This window comes from Streptomyces hyaluromycini (assembly GCF_002217755.1).
GTDB classification, from domain to species: Bacteria; Actinomycetota; Actinomycetes; order Streptomycetales; family Streptomycetaceae; genus Streptomyces; species Streptomyces hyaluromycini.
In genome coordinates, this window is record NZ_BCFL01000022.1 from 201,265 (window position 1) to 225,610 (window position 24,346).

The 24,346-nt window shown below is 73.2% G+C and carries 15 protein-coding genes and 1 riboswitch; of the genes, 6 read left to right on the top strand and 9 right to left on the bottom strand.

Annotation, left to right across the window (positions count from 1 at the left end; genetic code table 11):
* Nucleotides 1-232: 232 nt before the first annotated feature.
* The 3 genes from sthA to SSP29_RS27705 form a co-directional block, all read right to left on the bottom strand.
* A complete protein-coding gene (gene sthA, locus SSP29_RS27695; protein WP_089103530.1) occupies nucleotides 233-1,636 on the bottom strand; it encodes a Si-specific NAD(P)(+) transhydrogenase in 1,404 nt (467 codons plus the stop codon).
* Between the two features lie 243 nt (nucleotides 1,637-1,879).
* Nucleotides 1,880-2,473 carry a nucleoside deaminase gene (locus SSP29_RS27700; protein WP_150135030.1) on the bottom strand — a complete coding sequence of 198 codons (594 nt, stop codon included), beginning with the start codon at nucleotides 2,471-2,473 and terminating at the stop codon, nucleotides 1,880-1,882.
* Between the two features lie 16 nt (nucleotides 2,474-2,489).
* Nucleotides 2,490-2,696, bottom strand: coding sequence for a hypothetical protein (locus SSP29_RS27705; protein ID WP_089103531.1), 207 nt, complete (start codon nucleotides 2,694-2,696; stop codon nucleotides 2,490-2,492).
* Between the two features lie 170 nt (nucleotides 2,697-2,866).
* Between SSP29_RS27705 and SSP29_RS27710 the strand changes: the two genes are divergently transcribed.
* A complete protein-coding gene (locus tag SSP29_RS27710) occupies nucleotides 2,867-4,702 on the top strand; it encodes a glycoside hydrolase family 15 protein (protein ID WP_089103532.1) in 1,836 nt (611 codons plus the stop codon).
* Nucleotides 4,703-4,705: 3 nt separating this feature from the next.
* Here SSP29_RS27710 and SSP29_RS27715 read toward each other — a convergent pair whose 3' ends face one another.
* The 5 genes from SSP29_RS27715 to SSP29_RS27735 all read right to left on the bottom strand — a co-directional run bounded on the left by SSP29_RS27715 (nucleotide 4,706) and on the right by SSP29_RS27735 (nucleotide 13,349).
* A complete protein-coding gene (locus SSP29_RS27715; RefSeq protein WP_089103533.1) occupies nucleotides 4,706-7,447 on the bottom strand; it encodes a SpoIIE family protein phosphatase in 2,742 nt (913 codons plus the stop codon).
* An 81-nt stretch (nucleotides 7,448-7,528) separates the two neighbouring features.
* Nucleotides 7,529-10,042, bottom strand: a complete 2,514-nt coding sequence (locus SSP29_RS27720) for a SpoIIE family protein phosphatase (protein ID WP_089103534.1) — start codon at nucleotides 10,040-10,042, stop codon at nucleotides 7,529-7,531.
* A 230-nt stretch (nucleotides 10,043-10,272) separates the two neighbouring features.
* Nucleotides 10,273-10,554, bottom strand: a complete 282-nt coding sequence (locus SSP29_RS27725) for a YkvA family protein (protein WP_089103535.1) — start codon at nucleotides 10,552-10,554, stop codon at nucleotides 10,273-10,275.
* A 40-nt stretch (nucleotides 10,555-10,594) separates the two neighbouring features.
* The gene (locus SSP29_RS27730) at nucleotides 10,595-11,743 is read right to left on the bottom strand and encodes a hypothetical protein (protein ID WP_089103536.1); all 1,149 of its coding nucleotides are present in this window, start codon (nucleotides 11,741-11,743) and stop codon (nucleotides 10,595-10,597) included.
* A gap of 241 nt (nucleotides 11,744-11,984) precedes the next feature.
* Nucleotides 11,985-13,349, bottom strand: coding sequence for an FAD-dependent oxidoreductase (locus tag SSP29_RS27735; RefSeq protein ID WP_089103537.1), 1,365 nt, complete (start codon nucleotides 13,347-13,349; stop codon nucleotides 11,985-11,987).
* Nucleotides 13,350-13,606: 257 nt separating this feature from the next.
* Here SSP29_RS27735 and SSP29_RS27740 point away from each other — a divergent pair, with 257 nt between their 5' ends.
* Nucleotides 13,607-14,665 carry an NAD-dependent epimerase/dehydratase family protein gene (locus SSP29_RS27740; RefSeq protein WP_245883241.1) on the top strand — a complete coding sequence of 353 codons (1,059 nt, stop codon included), beginning with the start codon at nucleotides 13,607-13,609 and terminating at the stop codon, nucleotides 14,663-14,665.
* A gap of 36 nt (nucleotides 14,666-14,701) precedes the next feature.
* Here SSP29_RS27740 and SSP29_RS61590 read toward each other — a convergent pair whose 3' ends face one another.
* The gene (locus SSP29_RS61590; protein ID WP_438363813.1) at nucleotides 14,702-17,080 is read right to left on the bottom strand and encodes a C40 family peptidase; all 2,379 of its coding nucleotides are present in this window, start codon (nucleotides 17,078-17,080) and stop codon (nucleotides 14,702-14,704) included.
* 10 nt (nucleotides 17,081-17,090) lie between these two features.
* A riboswitch (cyclic di-AMP (ydaO/yuaA leader) is annotated at nucleotides 17,091-17,266 on the bottom strand.
* A gap of 406 nt (nucleotides 17,267-17,672) precedes the next feature.
* Between SSP29_RS61590 and SSP29_RS27750 the strand changes: the two genes are divergently transcribed.
* The 4 genes from SSP29_RS27750 to SSP29_RS27770 all read left to right on the top strand — a co-directional run bounded on the left by SSP29_RS27750 (nucleotide 17,673) and on the right by SSP29_RS27770 (nucleotide 24,322).
* Nucleotides 17,673-19,652 carry a DUF1996 domain-containing protein gene (locus SSP29_RS27750; protein WP_089103539.1) on the top strand — a complete coding sequence of 660 codons (1,980 nt, stop codon included), beginning with the start codon at nucleotides 17,673-17,675 and terminating at the stop codon, nucleotides 19,650-19,652.
* A gap of 302 nt (nucleotides 19,653-19,954) precedes the next feature.
* Entirely contained in the window at nucleotides 19,955-21,271 is a 1,317-nt protein-coding gene (locus tag SSP29_RS27755) for a lipase family protein (RefSeq protein ID WP_089103540.1), read from the top strand.
* A 53-nt stretch (nucleotides 21,272-21,324) separates the two neighbouring features.
* Nucleotides 21,325-21,783 carry a flavodoxin family protein gene (locus SSP29_RS27760; protein ID WP_089103790.1) on the top strand — a complete coding sequence of 153 codons (459 nt, stop codon included), beginning with the start codon at nucleotides 21,325-21,327 and terminating at the stop codon, nucleotides 21,781-21,783.
* Nucleotides 21,784-22,189: 406 nt separating this feature from the next.
* Nucleotides 22,190-24,322, top strand: coding sequence for an acetoacetate decarboxylase family protein (locus tag SSP29_RS27770; RefSeq protein ID WP_145968954.1), 2,133 nt, complete (start codon nucleotides 22,190-22,192; stop codon nucleotides 24,320-24,322).
* Nucleotides 24,323-24,346: the final 24 nt, after the last annotated feature.

Here is a 24,346-nt window from a genome sequence, read left to right on the forward strand (position 1 = left end):
GGGGTGCGCGACCGTCCTCGGACCCGGTGAGGGATGGCCTCGGGGCAGGGGCCGGCCAGGAGAAGAAAGGGGTGGTGAAGGCCGCATGCCGAGAGTCGGCGGACGGTCACACCGCGTGTGTGGGTGTGACTATAGCGGCCCTCTTTGACCTTTCAAGCTGACCGACCGGTAATCACATATGCCACTTGGGGAGCCCAACCCTCACACCGGAAGCAGTGGTTCCTGAAGTCCCTCAGTCCTCCAGCCGGTCGAGCTGCCGCAGTTTGTTGGTGGCGTCGAGGGCTGCGACCTTGTAAGACTCCGCGAGCGTCGGGTAGTTGAACACCGCGTCCACCAAGTAGTCGACCGTGCCACCGCAGCCCATCACCGACTGACCGATATGGATCAGTTCTGTCGCTCCGGTACCGAAGCAGTGCACACCGAGCAACCGCCGGTCCTCGGTGGAGACCAGGAGCTTGAGCATGCCGTGCGAGTCGCCGATGATCTGGCCCCGGGCCAGCTCCCGGTAGCGGGCCACCCCGACCTCGAACGGCACGCAGTCCTCGGTGAGCTGGTCCTCGGTCCGGCCGACGAAGCTGATCTCCGGGATGGTGTAGATGCCGATGGGCTGGAGGTTGTCCATCTGCCCGACCGGCTCCCCGCAGGCGTGGTACGCGGCGACCCGGCCCTGTTCCATCGAGGTCGCGGCGAGCGCCGGGAAGCCGATGACGTCACCGACGGCGTAGATGTGCGGCACCTCGGTGCGGAAGTGCTCGTCCACCGTGATCCGGCCCCGCCGGTCCGCGGACAGGCCCGCCTTGTCCAGGTCGAGTCCGTCGGTGAGGCCCTGGCGGCCCGCCGAGTACATCACCGTGTCCGCCGGTATCTTCTTGCCGCTCTCCAGCACGGTCAGCGTGCCCCGGGGATGCCGCTCCACGGCGGCGACGGTCTCCCCGAACCGGAAGGTGACGGCCAGGTCCCGCAGGTGGTACTTGAGCGACTCCACGACCTCGACGTCGCACATGTCGAGCATGGCCGCGCGCTTCTCGACCACGGTGACCTTGCTGCCGAGCGCGGCGAACATGCTGGCGTACTCCATGCCGATGACACCGGCGCCGACGATGACCATGGAGCGCGGCACCCGCTCCAGCGACAGCACGTTGTCCGAGTCCATGATGGTGCGGCCGTCGAACTCGACGCTGTCCGGGCGGGCCGGCCGGGTGCCGGTCGCGATGATGATGTGGTCCGCGGTCAACAGCCGTTCGTTTCCGCTCGGTTCGCGCAGGGCGACGGTGTGCGGGTCGACGAACCGGCCGGTGCCGGAGCAGAGGGTGACGTGGTTGCGGGAGAGCTGGTTGCGGATGACGTCCACCTCGCGGCCGACCACGTGCTGGGTGCGCGCGGTCAGGTCGGCGACGGTGATGTCCTCCTTCAGCCGGTAGCTCTGGCCGTAGAGATCCCGCTGGGTGAGACCGGTCAGGTAGAGGACCGCCTCGCGCAGGGTCTTCGAGGGGATGGTCCCGGTGTGGATGGACACGCCGCCGACCATGTCGGGGCTGTCGACGACGGCGACCCGGCGGCCGAGCTTGGCCGCGGCGATCGCGGCCTTCTGGCCGCCGGGTCCGGATCCGATGACAAGCATGTCGAAATCGCGCACCCTGCGGAGTCTGTCAGCACGTGGCCCCGCTTCGAAAGAGTGAACGGGCAACCTCCGCGTGAAATCCGGTACGGACCAGGGCGGTTGCGCACCTCGCGGGCCCGGGCCCCGGTCGGCTAAGCGGGTCCGGCGAAGTCCGCTGCGGTTCGGCAGCGCCCCGTAAGGGGCGCGGGGAACTGCGCGACCAGCCACGACGGCGCCGCAGTCGGCAGACGGCACATCGCGGCACTTCCAGCGGAGCGCTCAGGGCACCCCGCGGGTACGGCCCGTGCGCAGCAGCTGTGCCTGCCGGAACAGGGCGTCCGTCGTTCCGGCGAGCACTCCGCCGAGCAGCTCGGGGGAGTAGAAGGGGCTCGCCGCCCGCGCCACCTCGGCCGCCGGGATCGCGATCTGGACGAGGCCGGTGCGGCCGAGCTCCTCGATCGAGGTCCCCCAGACCACCTGGCCGACCCCCGCCCAGACGCAGGCGCTCATGCACATGGCACAGGGCTCCGCGGTCGAGTACAGCGTCGTGGCGGCCCAGCCCTGGTTGCCGGCCCGGCGCACGTAGTCGGCCATCGCGACCATCTCCCCGTGGTACGAGGGGTTCTCGGCCGAGGCGTTGACGCCCCGCCCCAGCACCCGGCCGGAGTGCACGAACACCGCCCCGAAGGGGTAGCGCGCGTTCCGGTGTGCCTGCTCGATCGCGAGGCTCATGAACCGGGCGTGCGCCGCGCCGCCGTCGGCCGCGGATCCGACGGCGGCCGGAGTGGAGTGCGGTGCGACGACACCGGGCACGGACGGGCCCAGGCCCGCCGTGCCGAGCAGTCCGAGGAGACTGCGCCTGGTCGGCCTCATCGTCCCGCCGCCGGAGTCAGGGCAGGAGCCGCTCGATGCAGTTCGGCCCCTCGCGCTCCATCTTCTTCCTGGCCCATTCGAGCGTGGCCGGGGTGACGTCGCGGCCCGACGCCATCACCAGGTCCTCGGGCGCCACCCCGGTGCCGGGGGCGCTGTGCAGCAGGGAGTCCGGGGTGGCGCGGTCGTCGGACGGCCGGGACGCTTCGGGTTCTGTGGTCGACATGGTCCCTCCTTCGCGGAGCGGGGTGCACACTCTCACGATTGCCCGCCCGGCCGCACCCCGCATCCCGAGCGGCCCGGGGCCCTGCCCGGTGCCGACAGCCGGTGCGGGAAGGATAACGCCCCTTTTAAGCTGTAAGGTAGCGATACATCCGTTCCGGGGAGGCCGTCACGATGGCCGAACAGCCGTTCTATCAGAATGCGCCCGGGAGCCCTCGCTACCTGCCGATCGCCGAGCACGGGCTGATCGGCGATCTGCGCAGCGTGGCCCTGGTCGGCAGCAACGGCACGATCGACTGGTACTGCAGTCCGTCCTTCGACGCCCCCAGCGTCTTCGCCGCCGTCCTGGACGCCGAGCGCGGCGGCTTCTTCGCGCTGGCCGCGGCCGTACCGGCCCGGACCAAGCAGTTCTACTTCCCCGACACCAATGTGCTGATCACCCGGTTCTACACCGACGAGGGCGTCGGCGAGGTCCAGGACTTCATGCCGGTGGCGGGCGAGTCGGCCGAGTGCGAGCGGCACCGGCTGATCCGCCGGGTGCTGTGCGTGCGCGGCACCGTCCCCTTCCGGGTCCGGGTGGCCCCCCGCTTCAACTACGGCGCCGACCCGCACACCCTGCGCATACTCGACGACACCGCGCTGTTCGAGTCCGCGGCCAAGTCCCTGCTGCTCACCTCCACGGTGGCCCTGGAGGGCGACGGCCCGGACGCCTGTGCCGACTTCAAGCTCTCCGAGGGCGAGTCCGCCGTCTTCGCCCTCGACCAGGCCGGCGAGGACATCGCCCCGCGCGGCTGTGCCCGTGTCGAGGCCGAGCGCCAGTTCGAAACCACGGTCTGCTACTGGCGGCGCTGGCTGCACCAGTCCCGCTACCGCGGCCGCTGGCGCGAGATGGTGCACCGCTCGGCGCTCACTCTGAAGCTGCTCACCTACGCCCCTACCGGCGCCATCGTCGCCGCGCCCACCACCAGCCTCCCCGAGCAGTTCGGCGGCGAACGCAACTGGGACTACCGCTACGTCTGGATCCGCGACGCCGCCTTCGCCGTCTACGCCCTGCTGCGGCTCGGCTTCAGCAGCGAGGCCGCGGCCTTCATGAAGTTCGTGACCACCTACATCAGCCCCGGCGACGGCTTCGCCTCCGGCCCGCTGCAGATCATGTACGGCATCGACGGCCGCTCCGACCTGCCCGAACGCGAGCTCACCCACCTGGAAGGCCACTGCGGCTCCGCCCCGGTCCGGGTCGGCAACGGCGCCGCCGGCCAGCTCCAGCTCGACATCTACGGCGCCCTCATCGACTCGATCTACCTCTACGACAAGTGGGCCGAGCCCATCTCCAGCGACCAGTGGGACGACGTCACCCGCCTCGTCGAATGGGTCTGCGACCACTGGGACCAGCCCGACGAGGGCATCTGGGAGACCCGCGGCGGCCGCAAGAACTTCCTCTACTCGCGTCTGATGTGCTGGGTCGCCATCGAGCGGGCGATCCGCCTCGCCAACCGGCGCGGCCTCCCCGCCGACCTGCCCCGCTGGCGGCAGTGCCGCGACACCATCTACCGGTGGATCATGGACCGCGGCTGGTCCGAGCGGCGCGGTGCGTTCGTCCAGCACGAGGGCGGCGACGTCCTCGACGCCTCGCTGCTCATGATGCCCCTGGCCAAGTTCATCGCCCCGACCGACCCCAAGTGGCTGTCCACCCTGGACGCCCTCACCGAGGACCTGGTCTCCGACTCCCTCGTCTACCGCTACGACCCGCAGGCCAGCCCCGACGGGCTCCGCGGCGACGAGGGCACCTTCTCCATCTGCTCCTTCTGGTACGTGGAGGCCCTGGTGCGCGCCGGACGGGTGGACGAGGCCCGGCTCGCCTTCGAGAAGATGCTCACCTACGCCAACCATCTCGGCCTGTACGCCGAGGAGATCGGCCGCACCGGCGAGCAACAGGGCAACTTCCCGCAGGCGTTCACCCATCTCTCCCTCATCAGCGCCGCCTTCAACCTCGACCGCGCGCTGGGCTGAGGGTCACGGCAGCGGCTGCTCCGCCCAGATGACCTTCCCGGCGGGCGTGTAGCGGGTGCCCCAGCGCTCGGACATCTGCGCGACCAGGAAGAGGCCCCGGCCGCCCTCGTCGGTGCTCGCCGCGTACCGCAGGTGCGGGGAGGTGGTGCTGGCGTCGGAGACCTCGCAGATCAGCGACCGGTCGCGCAGCAGCCGTACCCCGATGGGCGGCCGGCCGTGCCGGATGGCGTTGGTGACCAGCTCGCTGAGGATCAGCTCGGTGGTGAACGACAGCTCGTCCAGGCCCCAGTCCGCCAGCTGGCGGGTCACCCTGGACCGCACCTCGGAGACGGCCGCCGGATCGGCCGGCACCTGCCACTCGGCGATCCGGTCCGCACCGAGGGCCCGGGTGCGGGCGACGATCAGCGCCACATCGTCGCCGGGGCGGGCCGGCAGCCGCTCCAGCACGGCCGCACAGGTGTCGTCGGGGCTGGAGCCGGCCGCCGACTCCAGGGCTCCGGCGAGCAGTTCGAGGCCCTCGTCGATGTCCCGCTGCCGGTCCTCGACCAGGCCGTCGGTGTAGAGGACCAGACTGCTGCCCTCGGGAAGCTCAAGATCGGCCGTCTCGAAAGGCAGTCCGCCCACGCCCAGCGGCGGGCCCGCCGGCACGTCCGGGAACTCCACGCTGCCGTCGGGCCCCACCAGCGCCGGCGGCGGATGACCGGCCCGGGCCACCGTGCAGCGCCGGGACACCGGGTCGTAGATCGCGTACAGACAGGTCGCCCCGGCGATCGTGACCGTGTTGTCCGCGTCGTCCACGGGGGTCTCGTCCTGGTCGATGCGGCTCACCAACTCGTCCAGCAGACCCATGAGTTCGTCGGGCGGCAGGTCGAGCGCCGTGAAGTTGTGCACGGCGGTGCGCAGCCGCCCCATGGTCGCCGCCGCGTGCAGCCCGTGCCCCACCACGTCGCCGACCACCAGCGCCACCCGGGCCCCGGACAGCGGCAGCACGTCGAACCAGTCGCCGCCCACCCCCGACTGGGCCGGCAGATAGCGGTAGGCGATGTCCAGGGCGCTCTGCGCGGGCAGGTTGCGCGGCAGCAGGCTGCGCTGCAGGGTCACCGCCATGCTGTGCTCGCGCGTGTAGCGGCGGGCGTTGTCGATGGAGACGGCGGCCCGCGCCACCAGCTCCTCCGCGAGGGCCAGTTCCTCGGCGTCGAACGGTGCGAGCTTCTCCGAACGGCAGAAGTTGGCCAGGCCCAGCACCAGGTTCCCGGCCCGCAGCGGCACCGTGATCAGCGAGTGGATGCCGAACTCCAGGATCCGGCCGGTCAGTTCCACGTCCTGGGACCGCCAGCCGGGCGAGTCCCGCAGCCGCGGCTCGACGACGGACTCGCCGCTCTCCAGGCTCCGGCCCTGCGGCGAGGACGGCACGAACTGGAACCGCTCGCCGACCGGGTACAGCGGGGCGTCCTTGCGGATGCCGGCGAACGCGACCCGGCGCAGCGTGTCCCCGGGCTTCGGCTCCTCGCCCTTGAGGACCGCGTCGTACAGGTCGAGGGTGGCGTAGTCCGCGAACCGCGGCACGGCCAGCTCCGTCAGCTCCTCGGCGGTGCGGGTGACGTCCAGGCTGGTGCCGATGCCCACCCCGGCGTCGTACAGCATGTTCAGGCGCTCGCGGGCCACCTCGGCGCGTCCGGACACGGCGCGCAGCTCGGTGGAGTCGCGCAGGGTGGTGACGCTGCCCGGCGGGCCGCCGCGTACCTCGATGGGGCGCTGGTTGACGGCCAGCAGCCGGTCCTTGACCAGGTGCACCTCGTCGGTGGCGACCCGTCCCGAGGCGATCAGCGCCGCCGTCTCCGCGTCCAGGCCGAGGTCCAGGACCCGGCGGCGCTCGGCGTCCCGGGGCAGGTCCAGCAGGCGCTGCGCCTCGTCGTTGGCGAGCATCAGCCGGCCGTCGCCGCCGACGATCAGCACACCCTCCCGCACGGAGTGCAGCACCGCGTCGTGGTGCTCGTACATCCGGGTCATCTCGTCCGGGCCCAGACCGTGCGTCTGGCGCAGCAGCCGCCGGCTGACCAGCGCCGTCCCCGCGGTCGCCAGGGCCAGCGCCGCGGCGGCCGCGGTCAGCAGCAGCGGCAACTGCTGGTCGGCGCGGCCGCCCACGTGCGCGGTGGTGATGCCGGCCGACACCAGGCCCACCACCTTGCCGTTCGCGTCCCGGACCGGGACCACGGCCTGCACCAGCTCCCCGATGGTGCCGTGGACCTCCTCGGTGACGGTCCCGCCGGCCAGCGCCGGCCCGATGGTCCCGACGAACTTCTTGCCGATGCGGTCCGGCTTGGGGTGCGTGTACCGGATCCCCTCGGTGTTCATGACGACGATGAAGTCCACGCCGGTCGCCTTGCGGGCCGCCTCCGCCCGCGGCTGGAGCACCTTCGTCGGGTCGGGCAGCCGCAGCGCCGCGGCCGTGCCGGGGGCGTCGGCGAAGGTCTGGGCGACCGCCAGGGACCGGTTGCGGGCCTCCGTGGTGCTGTCGTGCCGCACCTGGAGCACCAGGGCCAGCACGGCCGACACGATCAGGAGCAGCACGATCGCCACCTGGAGCACGAAGACCTGTCCGGCCACGCTGCGTCCGCTCAGCGCCGACCACAGCCGTCCGGACCGGAGACGCCCCGACCCGCTCGGCTCCCGCTGGGCGAGCGGCGCGCGCGGAGTCCCGGATCGGGACGGCCGAGTGTCGGACCGGCCGGGCTGACGGACCATGAGCCCATGTCTACACTGCCCCGCCCCGCGAGGCGAGAGCGCCCCCTGAGGTAACCGGCGAGATACCCCGTTGTGTCCCGGTCACCCTCGGCGCGCGGGCTCCGGGCGGCGGGTGGCGAGCAGCAGCGCCACGTCGTCGGGGCGGTCCGTGGCGTGCCGGGCGACGGCGGTGAGCCGGTCGGCCACCGCGGTCAGGGTCCGGCCGCCGGGCCGCCCCGGCGAGGTCCCGGCCTCGGACAGGGCCGCCCCCAGCGCGGCGATGCCGTCGTCGATGTCCGCGCCCGGCCGCTCCACCAGCCCGTCCGTGTACAGGGCGAGGATCGCGTCCGGCGCCAGCTCCAGCTCGGTCACCGGATACCGGGCCCGCGGATCCACGCCCAGGACGACACCGCCGGGTATCTCCAGGACGGTGGTGCGGCCGTCCGGGGCGCGCAGCAGGGGCGGCGGATGACCGGCCCGGGCGATCCGGGCGCGCCCGGTGGCGGGGTCCAGACGGAGATAGCAGCAGCTCGCGAACTGACCCGGGTCGAGGTCGATGAGCAGCCGGTTGGTGCCGCTCAGCACCTCGTCGGGCGGCCGGTCGCTGAGCGCGAACGCCCGCACCGCGCTGCGCAGTTGCCCCATGGTGGCGGCCGCCTGCACGCCGTGCCCCTGGACGTCGCCGATGACCAGGGCGAGACCGTCGCCGGCCGCCACGACGTCGTACCAGTCGCCGCCCACGTCCATGCCCTGGGTGCCGGGCAGATACCGGCCCGCGGTCTCCACCTGGGGGTGTGCCGGCAGCCGGCGCGGCAGCAGCGCCTGCTGGAGACCGCGGGCGAGGGCCGCCTCGCTGTCGTAGCGCCGGGCCTTCTCCATCGCGTGCGCGATCAGGCCCGCGAGGGCCGTGAGGACCGTGCGCTCCTCGGTGCTGAAGCCGCGCTCGACGTCGAAGCCGAGGATGCAGGTGCCGACCGGGCGCCCCGAGGCGATCAGCGGCAGGAAGGCGCGGGCGCCGATGTCGGCGTCGAGGGCGAGGCCCGGGTAGGTGTCCGCCAGCTGCCGCATCGACTCGAAGAACAGCGGCCTGCCGGTGGTGAGGGCCTCGACACCGGGGATGTGGGCGTCCAGGCCGACCCCGTCGAACGGGGCGAGGAAGCCCGCCGGGAAGCCGGTCTCCCAGGCGAGGTAGAGATGCCGGTCCTGGAGCAGGTAGATGGCCAGCCGGCGGCCGCCGAACGCGGGGAGCAGCTCCTGCATCACCACCGCGGACACCTGCTGGGCGGTGACCGCGTCGGTCAGCGCGATGGCCAGGGCGATCGGCCGGTACAGCGGGGCCATCGAGGGCCCGCCCGGCCCGCCGGGCCGCCCGAGTCCGGCCGCCGCGTCCGGCTCGGCCGGGCGGGGCAGGTGCACGGACGGGTCGATGCGGCTCGCCGGGACGACGGTACAGGTGATGAGGTCCGGGCCCGGATGCACGGACAGGGCGAGGCACTCGCCCTCGGCGACGTCCTCGCACCGGACCTGGAAGTGCACCGAGCCGCGGGCCAGCAGCGCACCCCGCCAGTGGTCGTCGTAGGGCGGTCCGCTCAGCCACGGCATCGCCTCCCACACGGGCCGGCCGACCAGCTCGGAGCGCGGCCGGCCCGTCAGGTGGACGACGGCCGGGTTGACGTAGCGGACGACCCCCGAGCGGTCCATGCAGAAGACGCCCTGGGGCAGCAGATCGGCCGCTCCGTCGGCGGCCACGTCAGGGCCCGGGTCGACGACGATTCCGGAGACCAGGGACGGGTCGGCGGCGCCGGGCGGCGGCCAGAGTTCCAGGAGGAGCGGGGCGCCGTCCGCGGCCCGCACCCGCAGCGGGGAGTGCGGCGGCTTGCCGGCCGCGGTCTCGCGCAGCGCGGTCAGCACGTCCTCGGCGTCGTCGGGCGTCACCGTCACGGCCAGCTCGGCGCCGGTACCGGGGAAGTCCTGCGGGGCCATGCCGAGCAGGGCGTGCAGCCGGTCGTCCGCGCGCACCGCCGAGGTGACCGGATCCCAGGTGAAACGGCCCACCCGGGCCGCCCCGGGCCGCGTCGCGGGCGGCCGTATGCACACCGGCTCGCCCTCCCAGGCGACCGCCGCGTCGCCCTCCTCGGCCACCAGCTCGCGCAGTCCGGCCCCCAGCCGCTCGGCCAGCCGGCCCAGCCGGTCCAGGTCGGGCAGTTCGTCCACGGTGTCCGGGGTCGCGGGACGCAGCACGGTGAGCACTCCGAAGGACGGCTCCGCGCCGGGCACGGGCGTGTACACCGACCCGAACTGGAACGGCAGGCCCGCCGCGAACTGGGGATAGCGGCGCACCATCTCGGTGGCGTCGGGCAGCACCACCCGCACGCCGAGCCGGTAGGCGTCCGCGACCGGGAACGGCCGGTCCATGTGCAGCCGCCACCAGGGCCGGAACAGCGGGCCGGGGAGCCCCACCAGCGTGGCCAGCCGCAGCAGTCCCGGGGTACCGGAGCGCAGGTACACCCCGGCGACGTGGCCGCCCGCCGCGCCCAGGGCGCCGGTCGAGGCCTCGACCAGCAGCGCGGTCAGCCGCTCACGTGCCCGGCCCATGTGCTCGCCGCTCCCAGTCATCGGGTCCTACCTCGTCCGCGCACCGCCGGGTGGGTGACACAGCAAGAATGCGTCACGACGGCCCGAAAACGCACCTCCGCGACACGGACCCGCGGCGGTTGCGGCGGCGGCGCCGGCCGGCTCGGCCCACGCCCGCCGTCCGAAGCGCCAGGTGACCGTTCTCCCGGGCGCCGCGGACCGACCGGGGCACCGGTGAATGTGGCTTGCGTCACTCTGTCATGCCGGACGGGTCAGAGTTCGGGGTCCTCCGCCGGCAGGGCCGCGCGCATCGAGCGCAGGGCCAGCAGCAGGACGCCGATGTCGTCCAGGTAGATCGGGTCGGGCAGCAGGTCGGTGGGGAGCACCAGATACAGCACGGCACCCCAGAACACCCAGCGCGAGCCGGTCGGCAGCCCGGCCCGGCGCAGGGTGCGCCGGGTGCGGACCAGCCGTACGAGTACGGCGACGGCGCCCGCCAGCAGGGCCGCGGCGACGATCGCGCAGATCACGAGCACGGTCGTGGTGGTGTCCATGGCTGTCCTGTCGTCCCGCCCCGATCCGGCCCGGGGTCTCTCACTGGTCCGTGTTCCCGGTTTCGTCCCCGGGCATGGCCGTCGGTTCGGCATTCTCCCTCGGGGCCCGCAGTCCCTTGAAGGCGCGGGTCAACTGCTGGAAGGGGGAGGCGGGTTGGGGCACCGGTGCGGCCGGGGCGGGGGTGTCGCGGAGGGCGGCGAGCGCCTCGCCGGCCCGCTCGGCGGCCTCCCGGTACAGGTCCCGGGACCTGGTCATCGCCTCCAGCGCCTCGGCGTACTGCGCGACGCGCCCCCGTTCGCGTGCCAGTTCCTCCTCCAGCGTCATCAGGGTCCAGTGGTCGCGGAGATCGGCCAGCGCCTCCTCGGCGCCCTGCGGCGCGGGCTTCGGCAGTGCGGCGAACCGGCGCACGGCGGCGATCAGTTCGACGGGCTCCGAGCCGTCGAGGAAGACGCTGCGCACCGCGTACTCCTGCGCGTCGTAGTCCGACGGCGCCGGGTCCGGGGGCAGCAGCACGGCGCCGCCGCGCGGGATCTCGACACCGAGGTCGCGCAGCGCCCAGTTGACGGCACGGAACTGCTGGGGCGCGGCCCGGTGCTCCACGACGCGGTGCGCGAGTCCGGGCGGCAGCTGCCGGACCAGCGGCAGCCGGCCCAGCGCGTCGGGCGTCATCGCCTCGTGCACGACGAGGTTGACGCACCAGGCGTCCTTGGCCGCGTCCCGCAGCACCCGACGCATGTCCTTGTCGTCGGCGGGCAGCGGGTTGACCGTGCGGAACCGCACGCCCGCCACGGCCGGGTGGTAGTCCCAGGCTGCCTCGCCGCCGTCACCGGCCTCCTCGCCGTCGGGCCAGAACATGGCGGCGGGGGAGGGCCAGGCCTCGTCCCAGGGCCGGTCGGCCTCGGCGACGAGCTGCCACTCCCGGCCCGCCTGCCGGCCCTGCAGGTCGACGAGGGTGAGCCGGGCGCGCACCGTCACGGTGCCGTCGTCGACGCGCCAGCGGGCCTCGAAGACCCGCCGGGCGGAGTCGTCGGGCACCGGGGGTTCGGCGAAGTCGTCGAGGGCGCCGGTCTCCTTGCGGCGGCGCAGGATCCTGCGGATCACCTCTTCGGAGTGCGGGCCCGTGTGGCGGCCGCGGGCGGGCCAGACGGTCGGCGGAAGGACGGCACGGTCGGCGGCGGAGTTCGACATGGGCCAATCTGCTGACGGGAGCGGGCTGCGTCTTCCAGTATCCCCGCTCGGGAGTGTGTCCCGCCGGGCGGGGGCCGCCCGCGCACGGGGTGTGCGCCCCGCACCCGGGGTGCACACCGGGTGCGTCGTACGGTGCCGGTTCACTCGTGCCCTTGATCCGGCACGCCCCCGCACAATGGTGCGGCGAACGGGGCCCGCCCGCCCATCCGCTCAGGGGCGGGCCCCGTTCGGCGTCAGTGCCTCACGCGCCACTCTCGCGGAGCATGTCCTCGCGCTCGACGAGCTTGACGCGCTCGCGGCCCTGCGGCTCGCCCAGCGCCTTCTCGGCGGCGTCCAGCCTGTACCAGCCCTCCCAGGTGGTGAAGCGGACCTCGCGCTCCGCGAGGAAGGCCTCCACGGCCTCCGGCGCGGGGGCCTCCGGGGTGTGCAGCCGGCCGTTCGCGTAGTCGTCCAGCAGGTTCGACACCGTCTCGTTGGCGTCGCCCTTGGTGTGGCCGATCAGGCCGACCGGGCCGCGCCGGATCCAGCCGGTGACGTACGTCGACCGGAGGTGGCTGCCGCTCTCCTCGATGACCCGGCCGCCCTCGTCCGGGACCGTCCCCGACTCGATGTCCCAGGGCAGCTTGGGCAGCTTGTCGGAGAGGTAGCCGACCGCGCGGTAGACCGCGGTGAGGTCCCAGTCCTTGAACTCGCCGGTGCCCTTCACGTTGCCGGTGCCGTCCAGGGCGGTGCGCTCGGTGCGCAGCCCGGTGACCTGGCCGTCCTCGCCGAGGATCTCGGCCGGCGACTCGAAGAAGTGCAGGAAGAGCTTGTGCGGGCGGTCGCCGACGTCGCGGATCGCCCAGTTCTCCAGGGTCTTGGCGACCATGTCGGCCTGCTTGTTGCCGCGCCGGGTCTCGATCGAGCCCTCGTCGTAGTCGATGTCCTCGGGGTCGACGATGACCTCGATGTTGGGGGAGTGGTCCAGCTCCCGCAGCTCCATCGGGGAGAACTTCGCCTGCGCCGGGCCGCGGCGGCCGAAGACGTGCACTTCGAGGGCCTTGTTGGCCTTGAGTCCGTCGTAGACGTTCGGCGGGATCTCGGTCGGCAGCAGCTCGTCGGCGGTCTTGGCGAGGATGCGGGCCACGTCCAGGGCCACGTTGCCGACGCCGAGGACGGCGACCTTCTCGGCCTCCAGCGGCCAGGTGCGCGGCACGTCCGGGTGGCCGTCGTACCAGGAGACGAAGTCGGCGGCGCCGTAGGAGCCGTCCAGCTCGATGCCGGGTATCCGCAGCTCGCGGTCGGCGGTCGCGCCGGTCGAGAAGATCACCGCGTCGTAGAAGGAGCGCAGGTCGTCGAGGCTGATGTCGGTCGGGTAGTCCACGTTGCCGAAGAGGCGGATCTGCGGCTTGTCGAGCACCTGGTGCAGGGCCGTGATGATGCCCTTGATACGCGGGTGGTCGGGGGCGACGCCGTACCGGATCAGGCCGAACGGGGCGGGCATCCGCTCGAAGAGGTCGATGGACACGCCGGGCTCGGCGGCCACCGCGGACTTGAGCAGGGCGTCGGCGGCGTAGATCCCGGCGGGGCCGGCTCCGACGATGGCTACCCGCAGGGGGCGCGGCATGATCAGGTTCCCTTCGAGTGAGGACAAGCGATCTCGAACGGGAAGCCTAAACTAAGGCAGTCCTAAGTTAGTACGCGGGTCCGCTCTATGACCCCATAAGGCGATCTTATGACTTCTGTCGGGCCCGGCTTATGGCTTCGGACGGCTTCCGGGGCGTCACAGCGGCCGCCCGGTGCTTGGCGGGCGCCCCGCCCATGCACCAACCTGTCCTCTGCGGCGCACCGAGGCGCGGTGGCCCGAGGGCGAGGGGTGGGAGCGTGGACGCACGCGGGGAGACGACCGTCGCGGTGACCGGCGGCAGCGGATTCGTCGGCAGCCATCTGGTACGACGGCTGCTGGAGCGCGGGTACCGGGTCCGTGCGACCGTCCGCCGCGCCTCCGACGCGACGAAGGTGCGGCCCCTCTGGGAGCTCCAGGAGGCCTTCCCCGGCCGGCTCGCCCTCTTCGAGGCCGACCTGCTCGGGGACGGCTCCTTCGACGAGGCGTTCCGCGGCTGCGCGACCGTCTTCCACGTGGCCTCGCCGTTCCTGATGCCCGAGCGGATCAAGGACGGGCAACGGGACGTGGTGGACCCGGCGTTGCTCGGCACCCGCAACGTCCTCGGCAGTGTGGAACGCACCCCGGAGGTGACGACCCTGGTCTTCACCTCCACCGTGGGCGCGATCTTCGGCGACTACGCCGACGTCCGCGAGATGGCCGGCGAGGTGCTGACGGAGAAGTACTTCAACACCACCAGCACGGTGGCCGGCAACCCCTACCACTACGCCAAGACGGTCGCCGAGCGCGCCGCCTGGGACGCCGAGGCCGCCCAGGACCGCTGGCGCATGGTGTCCGTCAACCCGGGACTGATCCTGGGCCCCTCCCTCACACCCGCCTCCGAGTCCGGCAGCCTCTTCCTGCTCGACGAGCTGTTCAAGGGCTACTTCTGCTACGGCGCCCCGGACTTCAGCTTCACCACGGCCGACGTCCGCGACGTGGCCGACGCGCACATCGCGGCGGCGGAGAACCCGGCGGCCGGCGGCCGTTACATAGTGGCCCACGAGACGATGACGTCCTTCCAGGAGATGTCCCGGATCATCCGCACCCGCCACCCCTGGGACCCGCGCCTGCCGCGCACCGCGCTCCCGCACGGGCCGGTACGGGTCCTCGGCCCGCTCTTCGGCCTCACCCAGGACTACATACGCAAGCACCTCGGCATCCGCTTCCGCGTCGACAACAGCCGCAGCGTCCGGGAACTGGGCCTTTCCTACCGGCCTGTCGAGGAGACCCTCCTGGACCACCACGAGAGCTGGCGCACGCGGCGGCGGAGGGTCTGACCTCGGGGAAGGCCGGGCAAGCCGGATCGGGCCGGATCAGGACGGGCGGATCACCCGGTGGATCGCCGACTCCCCGGCGTTGTAGATCGACTCCTCGCGGATCAGCGCCCCGGGGCTCGGCGCGTGCACCATCGTGCCGCCGCCCGCGTAGATCCCGACGTGGCTGTCGTCGTCGAAGAAGAAGACCAGGTCGCCCGGTTCGATGGCGGCCAGCGTCATCGGGGTCCCGGCCAGGGTCTGCTCCGGCGCGCTGCGCGGCAGCGTGACACCGGCGGCGCGCCAGGCGGCCTGGGTCAGGCTGGAGCAGTCGTACGCCCCCGGCCCGGTCGCCCCCCAGACGCACGGCCGGCCGATCTGCTCCCGTGCGAACGTCAGCGCCTTCATGGCCTTGCCAGGCTCGGCCGCGACGCCCGGCTGGACGAAGGCACCGGGATCGGCGGCGAAGGCGCCGGGCACGGGCGCGGCTGCGGTGGGGACCGGTGCGGCGACCTGCGGGGGCGCGGTCGGCAGGGGGGTGGTGGGGAGCGGAGCCGTCATGACCGGGGCGGCGGTGGGCATCGCCATGGTGGGCGCGGCCATCATCATCGCTTCGGCCGGCGCGGCCATGGCCACCGGTGCCGCGGCCATCATGGCCGTGGGGGGCGCCTGCATCGGTGCTGCCATGGGCGCCTGCATGGGTGCAGCCATGGGTGCCGGCATCTGGGCTGCCATGGGTGCCGCCATGGGCATGGGCATCTGGGCTGCCATGGGCATGGGCATCGGCGCGGGCATTGCGGCAGGGGGAGTTGCCATCGCTGTGGGCATCGCGGCGGCGGTGGCGTAGGCGTATGCGGCTTCGGCGGGTTGCATGGCTGCGGCGTAGGCACCGGTCATGTCGGCGGCGGGTTGCATGGCTGCGGCGTAGGCACCGGTCATGTCGGCGGCGGGTTGCATGGCTGCGGCGTAGGCACCGCTCATGTCGGCGGCGGGCTGCATGGCTGCGGCGTAGGCACCGCTCATGTCGGCGGCGGGCTGCATGGCTCCGGCGTAGGCGCCGACCATGTCGGGGACGGGCGCCGTGGCGTAGGGGGCGGCCTGTGGCATGGCGGCCATGGGCGCGGGGGCGGCGGGGGCTGCCGTGGCGTACGCGTCGGTGGCGTAGGAGTAGGCGTAGGCGTAGGCGGTGTCGGCGGCGGCCTGGGGCACCTCGGTGTAGCCGGCTGCCGCGTTCGGCGACATGACCCGGAAGCCGCCCATGTCCATCGGGGCCGGAGCGGCGGCGGGCGCCGCGGTCGTGAAGGCGCCGGAGTCGGTGGGGACGGCGGTCGGGAAGGCGCCGGCGTTCGTGGGAACCGCGCTCGGGAACACGCTGGTGCTCATGGGGTCCGCGGTCGGGAAGGCTCCCGCCTCGGCCGAGTTCGGCATCGGGAACGAGCCCGTGGCGCCCGGCGTCATGATGCGGAAGGAACCGCTGTCCCCCGGAGCCGGAGCCGGAGCCGCGGCCTGGGCGGGGCCCGTGTCCATGGGAGGTACGCCAGGGAAGCTGTCGGTGCCCGCACCGCCCGGGGTCATGATACGGAAGCCGCTCATGTCCGCCGGAGCCGGAGCCGGAGCCGGAGCCGCGGCCTGGGCGAAGGCGGGGCCTGTGTCCATGGGAGGTACGCCAGGGAAGCTGTCGGTGCCCGCACCGCCCGGGGTCATGACGCGGAAGCCGGTCGTGTCCACCGGGGGCGTGGCACGGCTGGCGCCGGTACCGCCCGGGGTCATGATGCGGAACGTACCGGTGTCGGTCGCGGACACGATCGGGATGCCGCCCGTCTCGGCCACCGCGGGGATCGCGCGGGTGGCGGCGAGTGCGTCGGTCCGGAAGGAGCCGCTGTCGGTCCGCTGGTTCGGTATGCCGACGGCGGGAGCCGCCCACTGCTGTGCCGCGGCCTGGGCCTCGGGCGTGGGCCACGGGGTCTGTGCGGTCGGTACGGGCTGGGCGGCCGGGGCCGGTTCGAGCGCGGCCACCGCGCGCTGCTCCAGCACCGGGCGCTGCGGCGGCAGCTCGCGGACGACCGAGATGTCGGTCTGCGCGGACGGACCCGCGGTCAGCTCCAGCCGGGCCGGGCCGGAGTCCTCCAGCTGGCCGAGCAGGTCGGCGGCCATGGCGCTGACGGGCCGGCGCGGGCCGGACCGGACGGGCCGCCGGTCGGAGGGGAGCGCTGCCGGGACGCTCGGCCCCAGCTTCGAGCGGGCGCCGTCGAACCACTCCCTGGCGATGTTGTCGAGGCCCGGGTCGTCGCGACGGGGCCGCTTGAACAGCGGGACACCGCGTGAGCGTGAACCCCCGCTCATCGCGCGCGTGGCGTTGTAGTTCCCGGTGGCGTTCTCGGCCTGGTCGTACAGGCTGTTGATCCGCTGCCGAACCTCGTCACGGCTCTCGGGCGCCATTGAGGGGTGGTGCTCCTTCCGTACTCCGCCTACCGAGTTAGCTGTCGGGTTCGGGCGGTGAAGTCCGGAAGGCATGCCCTACGGCCCCTGTCCTCGCGGACGGTCGGCCGATTCACCCCAGTGATCGGTTGGGTCCCCGGCTCCGGAATCGCCCCTGGGAGGCACCGGACTCGGCGGAGGCCGCGCGGCCCGACGGGATTCGCCGGGGGGAGCCGAGCGGCTTGCCCGTCAACTTAGCCAACTTGTGTCACTCGTGTGAAGGTTGAAGTGCGTAATGTCCGATACGTATTTGTGATGTTCGTCTTAGCGTTCGGAACTCGACCGTACGGGACGGCATTTCGTGCGCATCCATTGCTTTCGCAGGGTCACCGGGGTGTTGCCGTCGGTCGCGTCGCCCTTCTCCGGAACCCCCGCTTTCTGTGAGGTCACCGTGAATTCGTGGGTCTGTTGAACACGGTGGCGCCCGGGGCCGTATAGGGCGGGGGATTTCCATGCCCGGCCGACCACGAAACGCAGGGGAACGACCTTGAGACGCAACAGGCGCAGACGCCCGACCGGCGCACAGCGCGCGACCTTCGCAGCGGTCGCGCTGATGCTCGGCGGCGGAGGACTCGTCGCGGTGAACGTCTATGCCTCGGCCACCGAGGGCGGGGATCAGCAGGCCCAGGCCGCCACCGCTCAGGTGCTGTCCGCGCCCACGGTCTACTGCCCCGACGTCGGCAGCCGGCTGACGGACGTGCCCGACGCGGCCCGGGAAGCCGTCGACGGTGAACTCGCGCAGCTGGACCAGCAGATCGCGGCCGCCTACCAGCAACTCACGGAGTCCGCCGCGGCGATCGAGCAGAACCCCGGCCTCGCCGACGAGACGATCATGAACCCGCTGAAGGAGAAGCGGTCCGAGTCGCTCCAGCGTATCGCCGACGCCATCGGCCGCGAAGGCGGCCGCCCGCAGGGTCTCGAAGACCTCGCCGCCTGCACCCTGCGCTCCTCGAACCAGGGCGACGGGCAGTCGGCGGCTCCCCAGGGCGGCGCCACGCCGAGCCAGAGCGGCCAGGGCAGCGCCGCGCCGAGCCAGGGCACCGGCATCGGCGGCCAGGGCGGCAACGGCCCGGTCGCCGCCGACTACGCGGACATCACCTCCGTGCAGCCCAATGTCACCACCCCGGCCGAACAGTCCGGCGGCTCCACCGGCACCTTCAGCTCCAGCTGCGGCGTCAACGCCAACGGCCTGTTCAACTCCGACAACGTGATCGTCGCGCCCGGTGTCTCCAACGGCGCCCACCACTTCCACGACTACATCGGCAACCAGTCCAACAACGCCTTCGCCAGCGACCAGGACCTCGCGAACGCCGACACCAGCTGCGCGGACCAGGGCGACAAGTCCACGTACTACTGGCCCGTGCTGCGGCTGCAGAACGGCAAGCAGGAGCGGGACGCCGACAAGCCGGGCGGCGGCACCGAGGGCAACGCCGGGCAGATCGTCACGGCGAAGGAGGTCACGCTGACCTTCGAGGGCAACCCGACCTCCAAGGTCACCGAGATGCCGCGGCTGCTGCGCGTCATCACCGGCGACGCCAAGGCGTTCGTCAACGGCCCGGCCAACGCCAACGCCTCCTGGAGCTGCACCGGTTACGAGGACCGGCAGCTCAAGGACAAGTACCCGCTCTGCCCGTCGGGCAGTGACGTCGTGCGCACGTTCAGGTTCCAGAGCTGCTGGGACGGCCGGAACATCGACAGCGCCAACCACCGCACCCACGTGGCCTTCGAGGGCCCCGACGGGAGCTGCCCGGCCGGATTCCAGGCCATCCCGCAGCTGGTGCAGCGCATCGTCTACGCCGTGGACGCGCCGAGCCTCCAGGACGGCGGCCGTACGGTCCCGCTGTTCGCGGTGGACTCGTTCCCCGAGCAGCTGCACAAGCCGGTCACCGACCACGGCGACTTCATCAACGTCTTCGACGAGAGCCTGATGCGGACGATGGTCGACTGCATCAACTCCGGCCGCAAGTGCGGCGCGGGGGCCGACGAGCAGCCGCCGGCCGAGAGCGCGTCGCCGTCCGAGCCGAGCGACACCGCGAGCCCGGTCGCCCCGCCGGCCGAGACGCAGAACGCCGAGCCGTCCGAGCCGGCGACCGAGCAGCCGTCGTCCGAGCAGCCGTCGTCCGAGCCCCCGGCCGACACCCCGGCCACCGAGACCGCCGCCGCCTCCGACAACGCCTCCACCCCTGCCTCCGGCGACACCGGGCTGCCGAGGGTCTACGCGACGGCGTCGCCGAAGAAGACGTCGACCACGAAGTCGTCGGGCGGCGGCGTCATCAGCAAGCCGACGCAGCGGCCCGACACCGAGGCGCCGACCGGCAGCGCCGCCGCCACGCCGACCGACACCGCGGTCGCCGCCCCGGCGGGTCAGGAGACCCCGGCCACCGGCTCCCAGACGGCACCCCAGACCGAGCCCCAGGCGGTCCAGGGCGGTCTCGCCGAGACCGGCGCCCACCTGTGGCCCGCGGTCTTCGGCGGGCTGCTGCTGGCCTCCGGGGCCGCGCTGCTGTGGCGCGCCCGGCGGAACTCGGCCTGACCCCTCTCACAAGCCGCGCAGTGTGTCCTGGGCGGGCTCGAACGCGGGGAGCATCTCGTTGTGCTCCGCGCTGCCGAGCCCGCCCAGGGGCAGTACTGCGAGGCTCTCGCGCGAACGTGCGTCCGCAGGGTCGTTGTTGACTGCGCGTCACATTACTGGACCGTAATCTGACGGCAGCTACCGCCGGTAATGCATTGCTCGTTACCGTCGGGTAAACCGCACCCGCCCCGTCGGCCGCCCCGTCGGCCGCTCCGGGGACGTCCTCCGCACCTCCCACGTCCAGCACGTCCAGGAGGTTCCCCATGCCTGTCCGCGTTCGCCTGCTGGCCACCGCCCTCCTTGCTGCGGCCTGCCTCTGCCTCCAGACCCTGCAGGCCACGGCCTCCCAGGCGGAGGTCTCCAGGGGTGTCACCATCCCCGCCTTCTACGACCCGCCGGCCACCCTGCCCACGGCCGACGGCGCCCTCGTCCGCACCGAAGCCCTCCCGCTGGCACTGCGCCTGCCGAGCCTGCCCGGCCCGCTGCCGGGCAGCGCGACCCGGCTGATGTACAAGTCCACCGACTCGGCGGGCGACCCCGTCGCCGTCACCGGCGCCTACATCGAGCCCACCCTCCCCTGGGTCGGCCCCGGCGCCCGCCCGCTGGTCGCGCTGGCCCCCGGCACCATGGGGCAGGGCGACCAGTGCGCCGCCTCGATGGGCCTGCAGTACCCGCTGATCCTCAACGGCCAGACGGTGTCGGTGGGTTACGAGGACCTGTCGATCTACCGGCTGCTCGCCGAGGGCGTCGCGGTCGTCGTCACCGACTACGTTGGGCTCGGCACCACGGACCGGCTCCACACCTACGTCAACCGGCTCGACGGCGCCCACGCCGTCCTGGACGCCGTACGCGCCGCCCGGAACCTCCCCGGCGCCTCGGTCACCGCCGCCTCGCGGGTGGGCCTGTTCGGCTACAGCCAGGGTGGCGGGGCGACCGCCGCGGCCGCCGAGCTCCAGCCCTCCTACGCCCCGGACATCACCCTCTCCGGCACCTACGCGGGCGCGCCGCCCGCCGACCTCACCGCCGTCACCGCGGCCATCGACGGCAGCGACCTGGCCGGCGCCCTCGGCTGGGCGGTCAACGGCTTCGTCCAGTCCGACCCGGCGCTCAAGCCGATCGTCGACGCCCACCTCGGCGCGGCGGGCCGGGCCGCCCTCGCCGACCTGTCGACGATGTGCGTCGCCGACGCGCTCCTCGCCTACGGTTCCCAGCACAGCTCCGCCTGGACGAACGACGGCAGCTCCATCTCCGAGGTCGTCGCCGAGGAGCCCGCCCTCCAGGCCTTCCTGGACGAACAACGCATCGGCCTGACCGCGCCGGTGAGCCCGGTCCGGCTGGCGACCGGCGTCAGCGACGACCTCGTCCCGCACGCCCAGGCCCGGCGGCTCGCCGTCGACTGGTGCGGCGAGGGAGCGAACGTCACCTATGTGCCGGTGCTCCTGCCGGACGCGGGCCGCGCCCTGCTGAACCACTTCGAACCCCTGCTCACCGACCAGGGCGACGCCGTCGCCTGGCTCACGGCCCGTCTCTCCGGCGTACCGGCCGTCTCCAACTGCTGGAGCATGCCCGTACAGCCCTGAGCGCCGCCCGCCGCCGCTTGCCGTCGGCGGGCACCGCACGGCAGGGTGCCGGTGTGCCCACCTTGCTGATCGTCCATCACACCCCCTCACCGCACTGCCAGGCCATGTTCGAGGCCGTGGTCTCCGGGGCGACCGCCCCGGAGATCGAGGGCGTGCGGGTGGTGCGGCGGGCGGCGCTGTCCGCCACCGCCGCCGACGTGCTCGCGGCCGACGGGTACCTCCTCGGCACCCCGGCCAACCTCGGCTACCTCTCCGGTGCCCTGAAGCACTTCTTCGACCAGATCTACTACCCGTGCCTGGACGAGACGCGCGGCCGACCCTTCGGCGCCTATGTGCACGGCGGCAACGACGTCACGGGCGCCCTGCGCGCCCTCGACTCCATCACCACCGGCCTCGGCTGGCGCCCGGCGGCCGAACCGGTCACGGTGACCGGCGAGCCCGGCAAGGCCGACATCGAGGCGTGCTGGGAACTGGGCGCGACGGTCGCCGCCGGCCTCGCCACCGACGCCTGACCTGTCGCCGCCGGCCGGCTGATCCCCATCCGCCGGCAGCCGGCAGCCGACGGATGGGGATCAGCCGCGCCTAGGGCTTGTCTGACAATTCCCGTCGTTGCCCGGAGGGCGGCCTCGCGGCGTCAGGTGCGTGTTTTCGGCGTGCCGGGCGTAGGCCCTCGTACTGGACGTACGTGGGTCTGCGCCCGGTGCGGCGAGAGTGCGTGCATGGCGTCGCGAGGCAGACGGGAATTGTCAGACAGGCCCTAGGGCCGCCGCGATCGCCCGCCGCACAGCACGCCGGACCCGGGCCCGCCCTGCACGCCGTGTCCGTGCACCCGCTTCACCCGGACGGACGAAGGTGCGGGCGCCGGATCCAGGGCACACGATGGGACCAGGCCATGTCGTCGATCCCAGGGAGCGTCGGATGGCAGCGCATCGCCGTGCCTCCGGGCCGCCCGCGAAGGAGATGCTGCGGGACTGCGCCCGTGACGTGGTGGCCGTCGCCGAGGGCATCCGCGAGGTCTCCGCGCGGACCAGCTCCGTCCTGTTCTCCCCGGCGCTGACGAGTTCCGCGCGCCGCCGCCCGCGCACCGGCCTGGCCGCCCGCTGGGCGCTGCTGCGGACGCTCACCAACAAGCAGGGCCTCGGCGGCTCGGCGATCGTCGCACCGGACGGCGTCGGTCATCTGCTCGGCGCGGCGGGAGAGGCGCTGGGCCGGGAGAGCCTGGCCGCGCTGGTGGCGGTCACCTCGCTGCGGCTCAGGATCGCCGCCGTACTCCTCGACCACCCCGAGTTCGGGCACGACCCCGGCATGCGACGGCTGACGGACGCCGTCACCGCCGACCACGGGCCGGAGGCCGTCCGCGCGCTGCGGGCCCTCTTCAAGGACCGGGGCGCCCAGCGCTCGCTGTCCGCGCTCGCCCCGATCCTGGCCGAACTCCTGGCCATCCGGGGCCTGCTGGACGAGGACCCGCTGAGCGACGAGACCGCCTGGGCACTGGCCGCGGGCCGGGAGCTGGCCGCCGGCCCGGTCAGCGGCCTCGACGCCGCCCATCTCTCCGTCCCGGGCAGGGGCGACGGCGCCGCCCAGGCCGTCGAACCGTCCGCCCAGGAGGCCCGGTCCCTCGCCACCGAGGGCTCCTTCCTCGGCTTCCTGCGCAACATCGACGCGCTCACCGGCGACGGCCGCGTCCTCGTCCAGGAGGTACGGGGCCCCGACGGCGTGCTCCGGTACGTCGTCCAGGCGCCCGGCACGGCCGCCGGCCGACCCCGCGACGACTCCCCGCAGGACTTCGCCGGCGCCTGGCGCAACCTGTTCCTGACCGACTCGCCGTACACCCGCTCGATCCTGCTGGCGATCCGGGCCCACGGCATCCCGCGCGGCTCCGACCTCGCGCTGGTCGGGCACGGCGAGGGCGGGATCGCGCTGCTGAACCTCGCGCAGGACGACGAGTTCTGCCGCGCCTACCGGGTCACCCACGTGGTCGCCGTCGGCGCGCGGGCCGACGACCGCACACCCGCCGACCCGCGCACCTGGGTCGCCGGCATCACCAACCGGTACGACATCGTCCCGGCCCTGGACGGCCCCGGCGGCCCGCACTCCAACCGGTACCGGGTCGACTACACCGGCCCCACCCGCGAGTTCCCGCACTGCCACCTGCTCCGCGTCTACATCGAGCACCTGGAGACGGTGATCCCGCAGGCCCGGGCCGACGTCGACCGTGCCCTCACCCCCTACCGGGGCCCGGTGGAACGCTCCCGCGTCTACCGGCTCAGGGACCGCGCCCGCCCGCCCGAGGGCTATCCCTTCCTGGCGGTCCCCACCACGAGCCTCGTCACCTCGGCGGGCCCGGTCGACGTGCCGGTGCGCTACTACGACTCCTCGGCCGCGCACCTGTGCTTCCCGGTCGACCCGGACGTGGCCCGCAGCCTGCTGCCCGACGTCGCCTGGCTGGTCCCCACCCGGCTCGGCCGCCGCGCCCTCGCCGTGCTCTCCCTCTACGAGCACCGCTGCACCACCATCGGCCCCTACACCGAGCTGGGCCTGTCGGTGCTGGTCGACGACCTGTGGCGGCCGCACGCGTACGACCTGGCCGCGGACCTGCTGCGCCGCGCCGACCTGCGCCGCACCGGACGGTACGTGGTCTCGCTCGCCGTCGGCACGGAGGAGGCGCGGGCGGTGGCCGAGGAGGTCTGGGCCCAGCCGGCCGTACGCGGCACCGCCGACGTCGATCTGCAGGGGCGGGAACTGCGCGTACACGCACCCGAGTTGGGTGTCTCGGTCGAGGGCCGCCCGGGCCCCGGCGCCCGCTGTCCCGAGCCGGACTGGGTGCTCTACGGGCGCCGGGGCGGGAGCACCGTACGCACCCTGGTCCGCACCCACGGCAGGCCGCGCCTCCATGCCCGCCCCCGGCTGCGGCTGCGGCTCGACGGTGCCCACGGGCCGCTCGCCCGGTACCTCCAGATCCTCGAACTCGACGCCGTACGGCCCGGGTTCGTGCTGACCAGCCCCCGGTTCGTGGCCCGCAGAAGCGCCGGCGCGGTGCTGCCGCGCTAGGCATCCCTCCGAGTACAGGTGAGC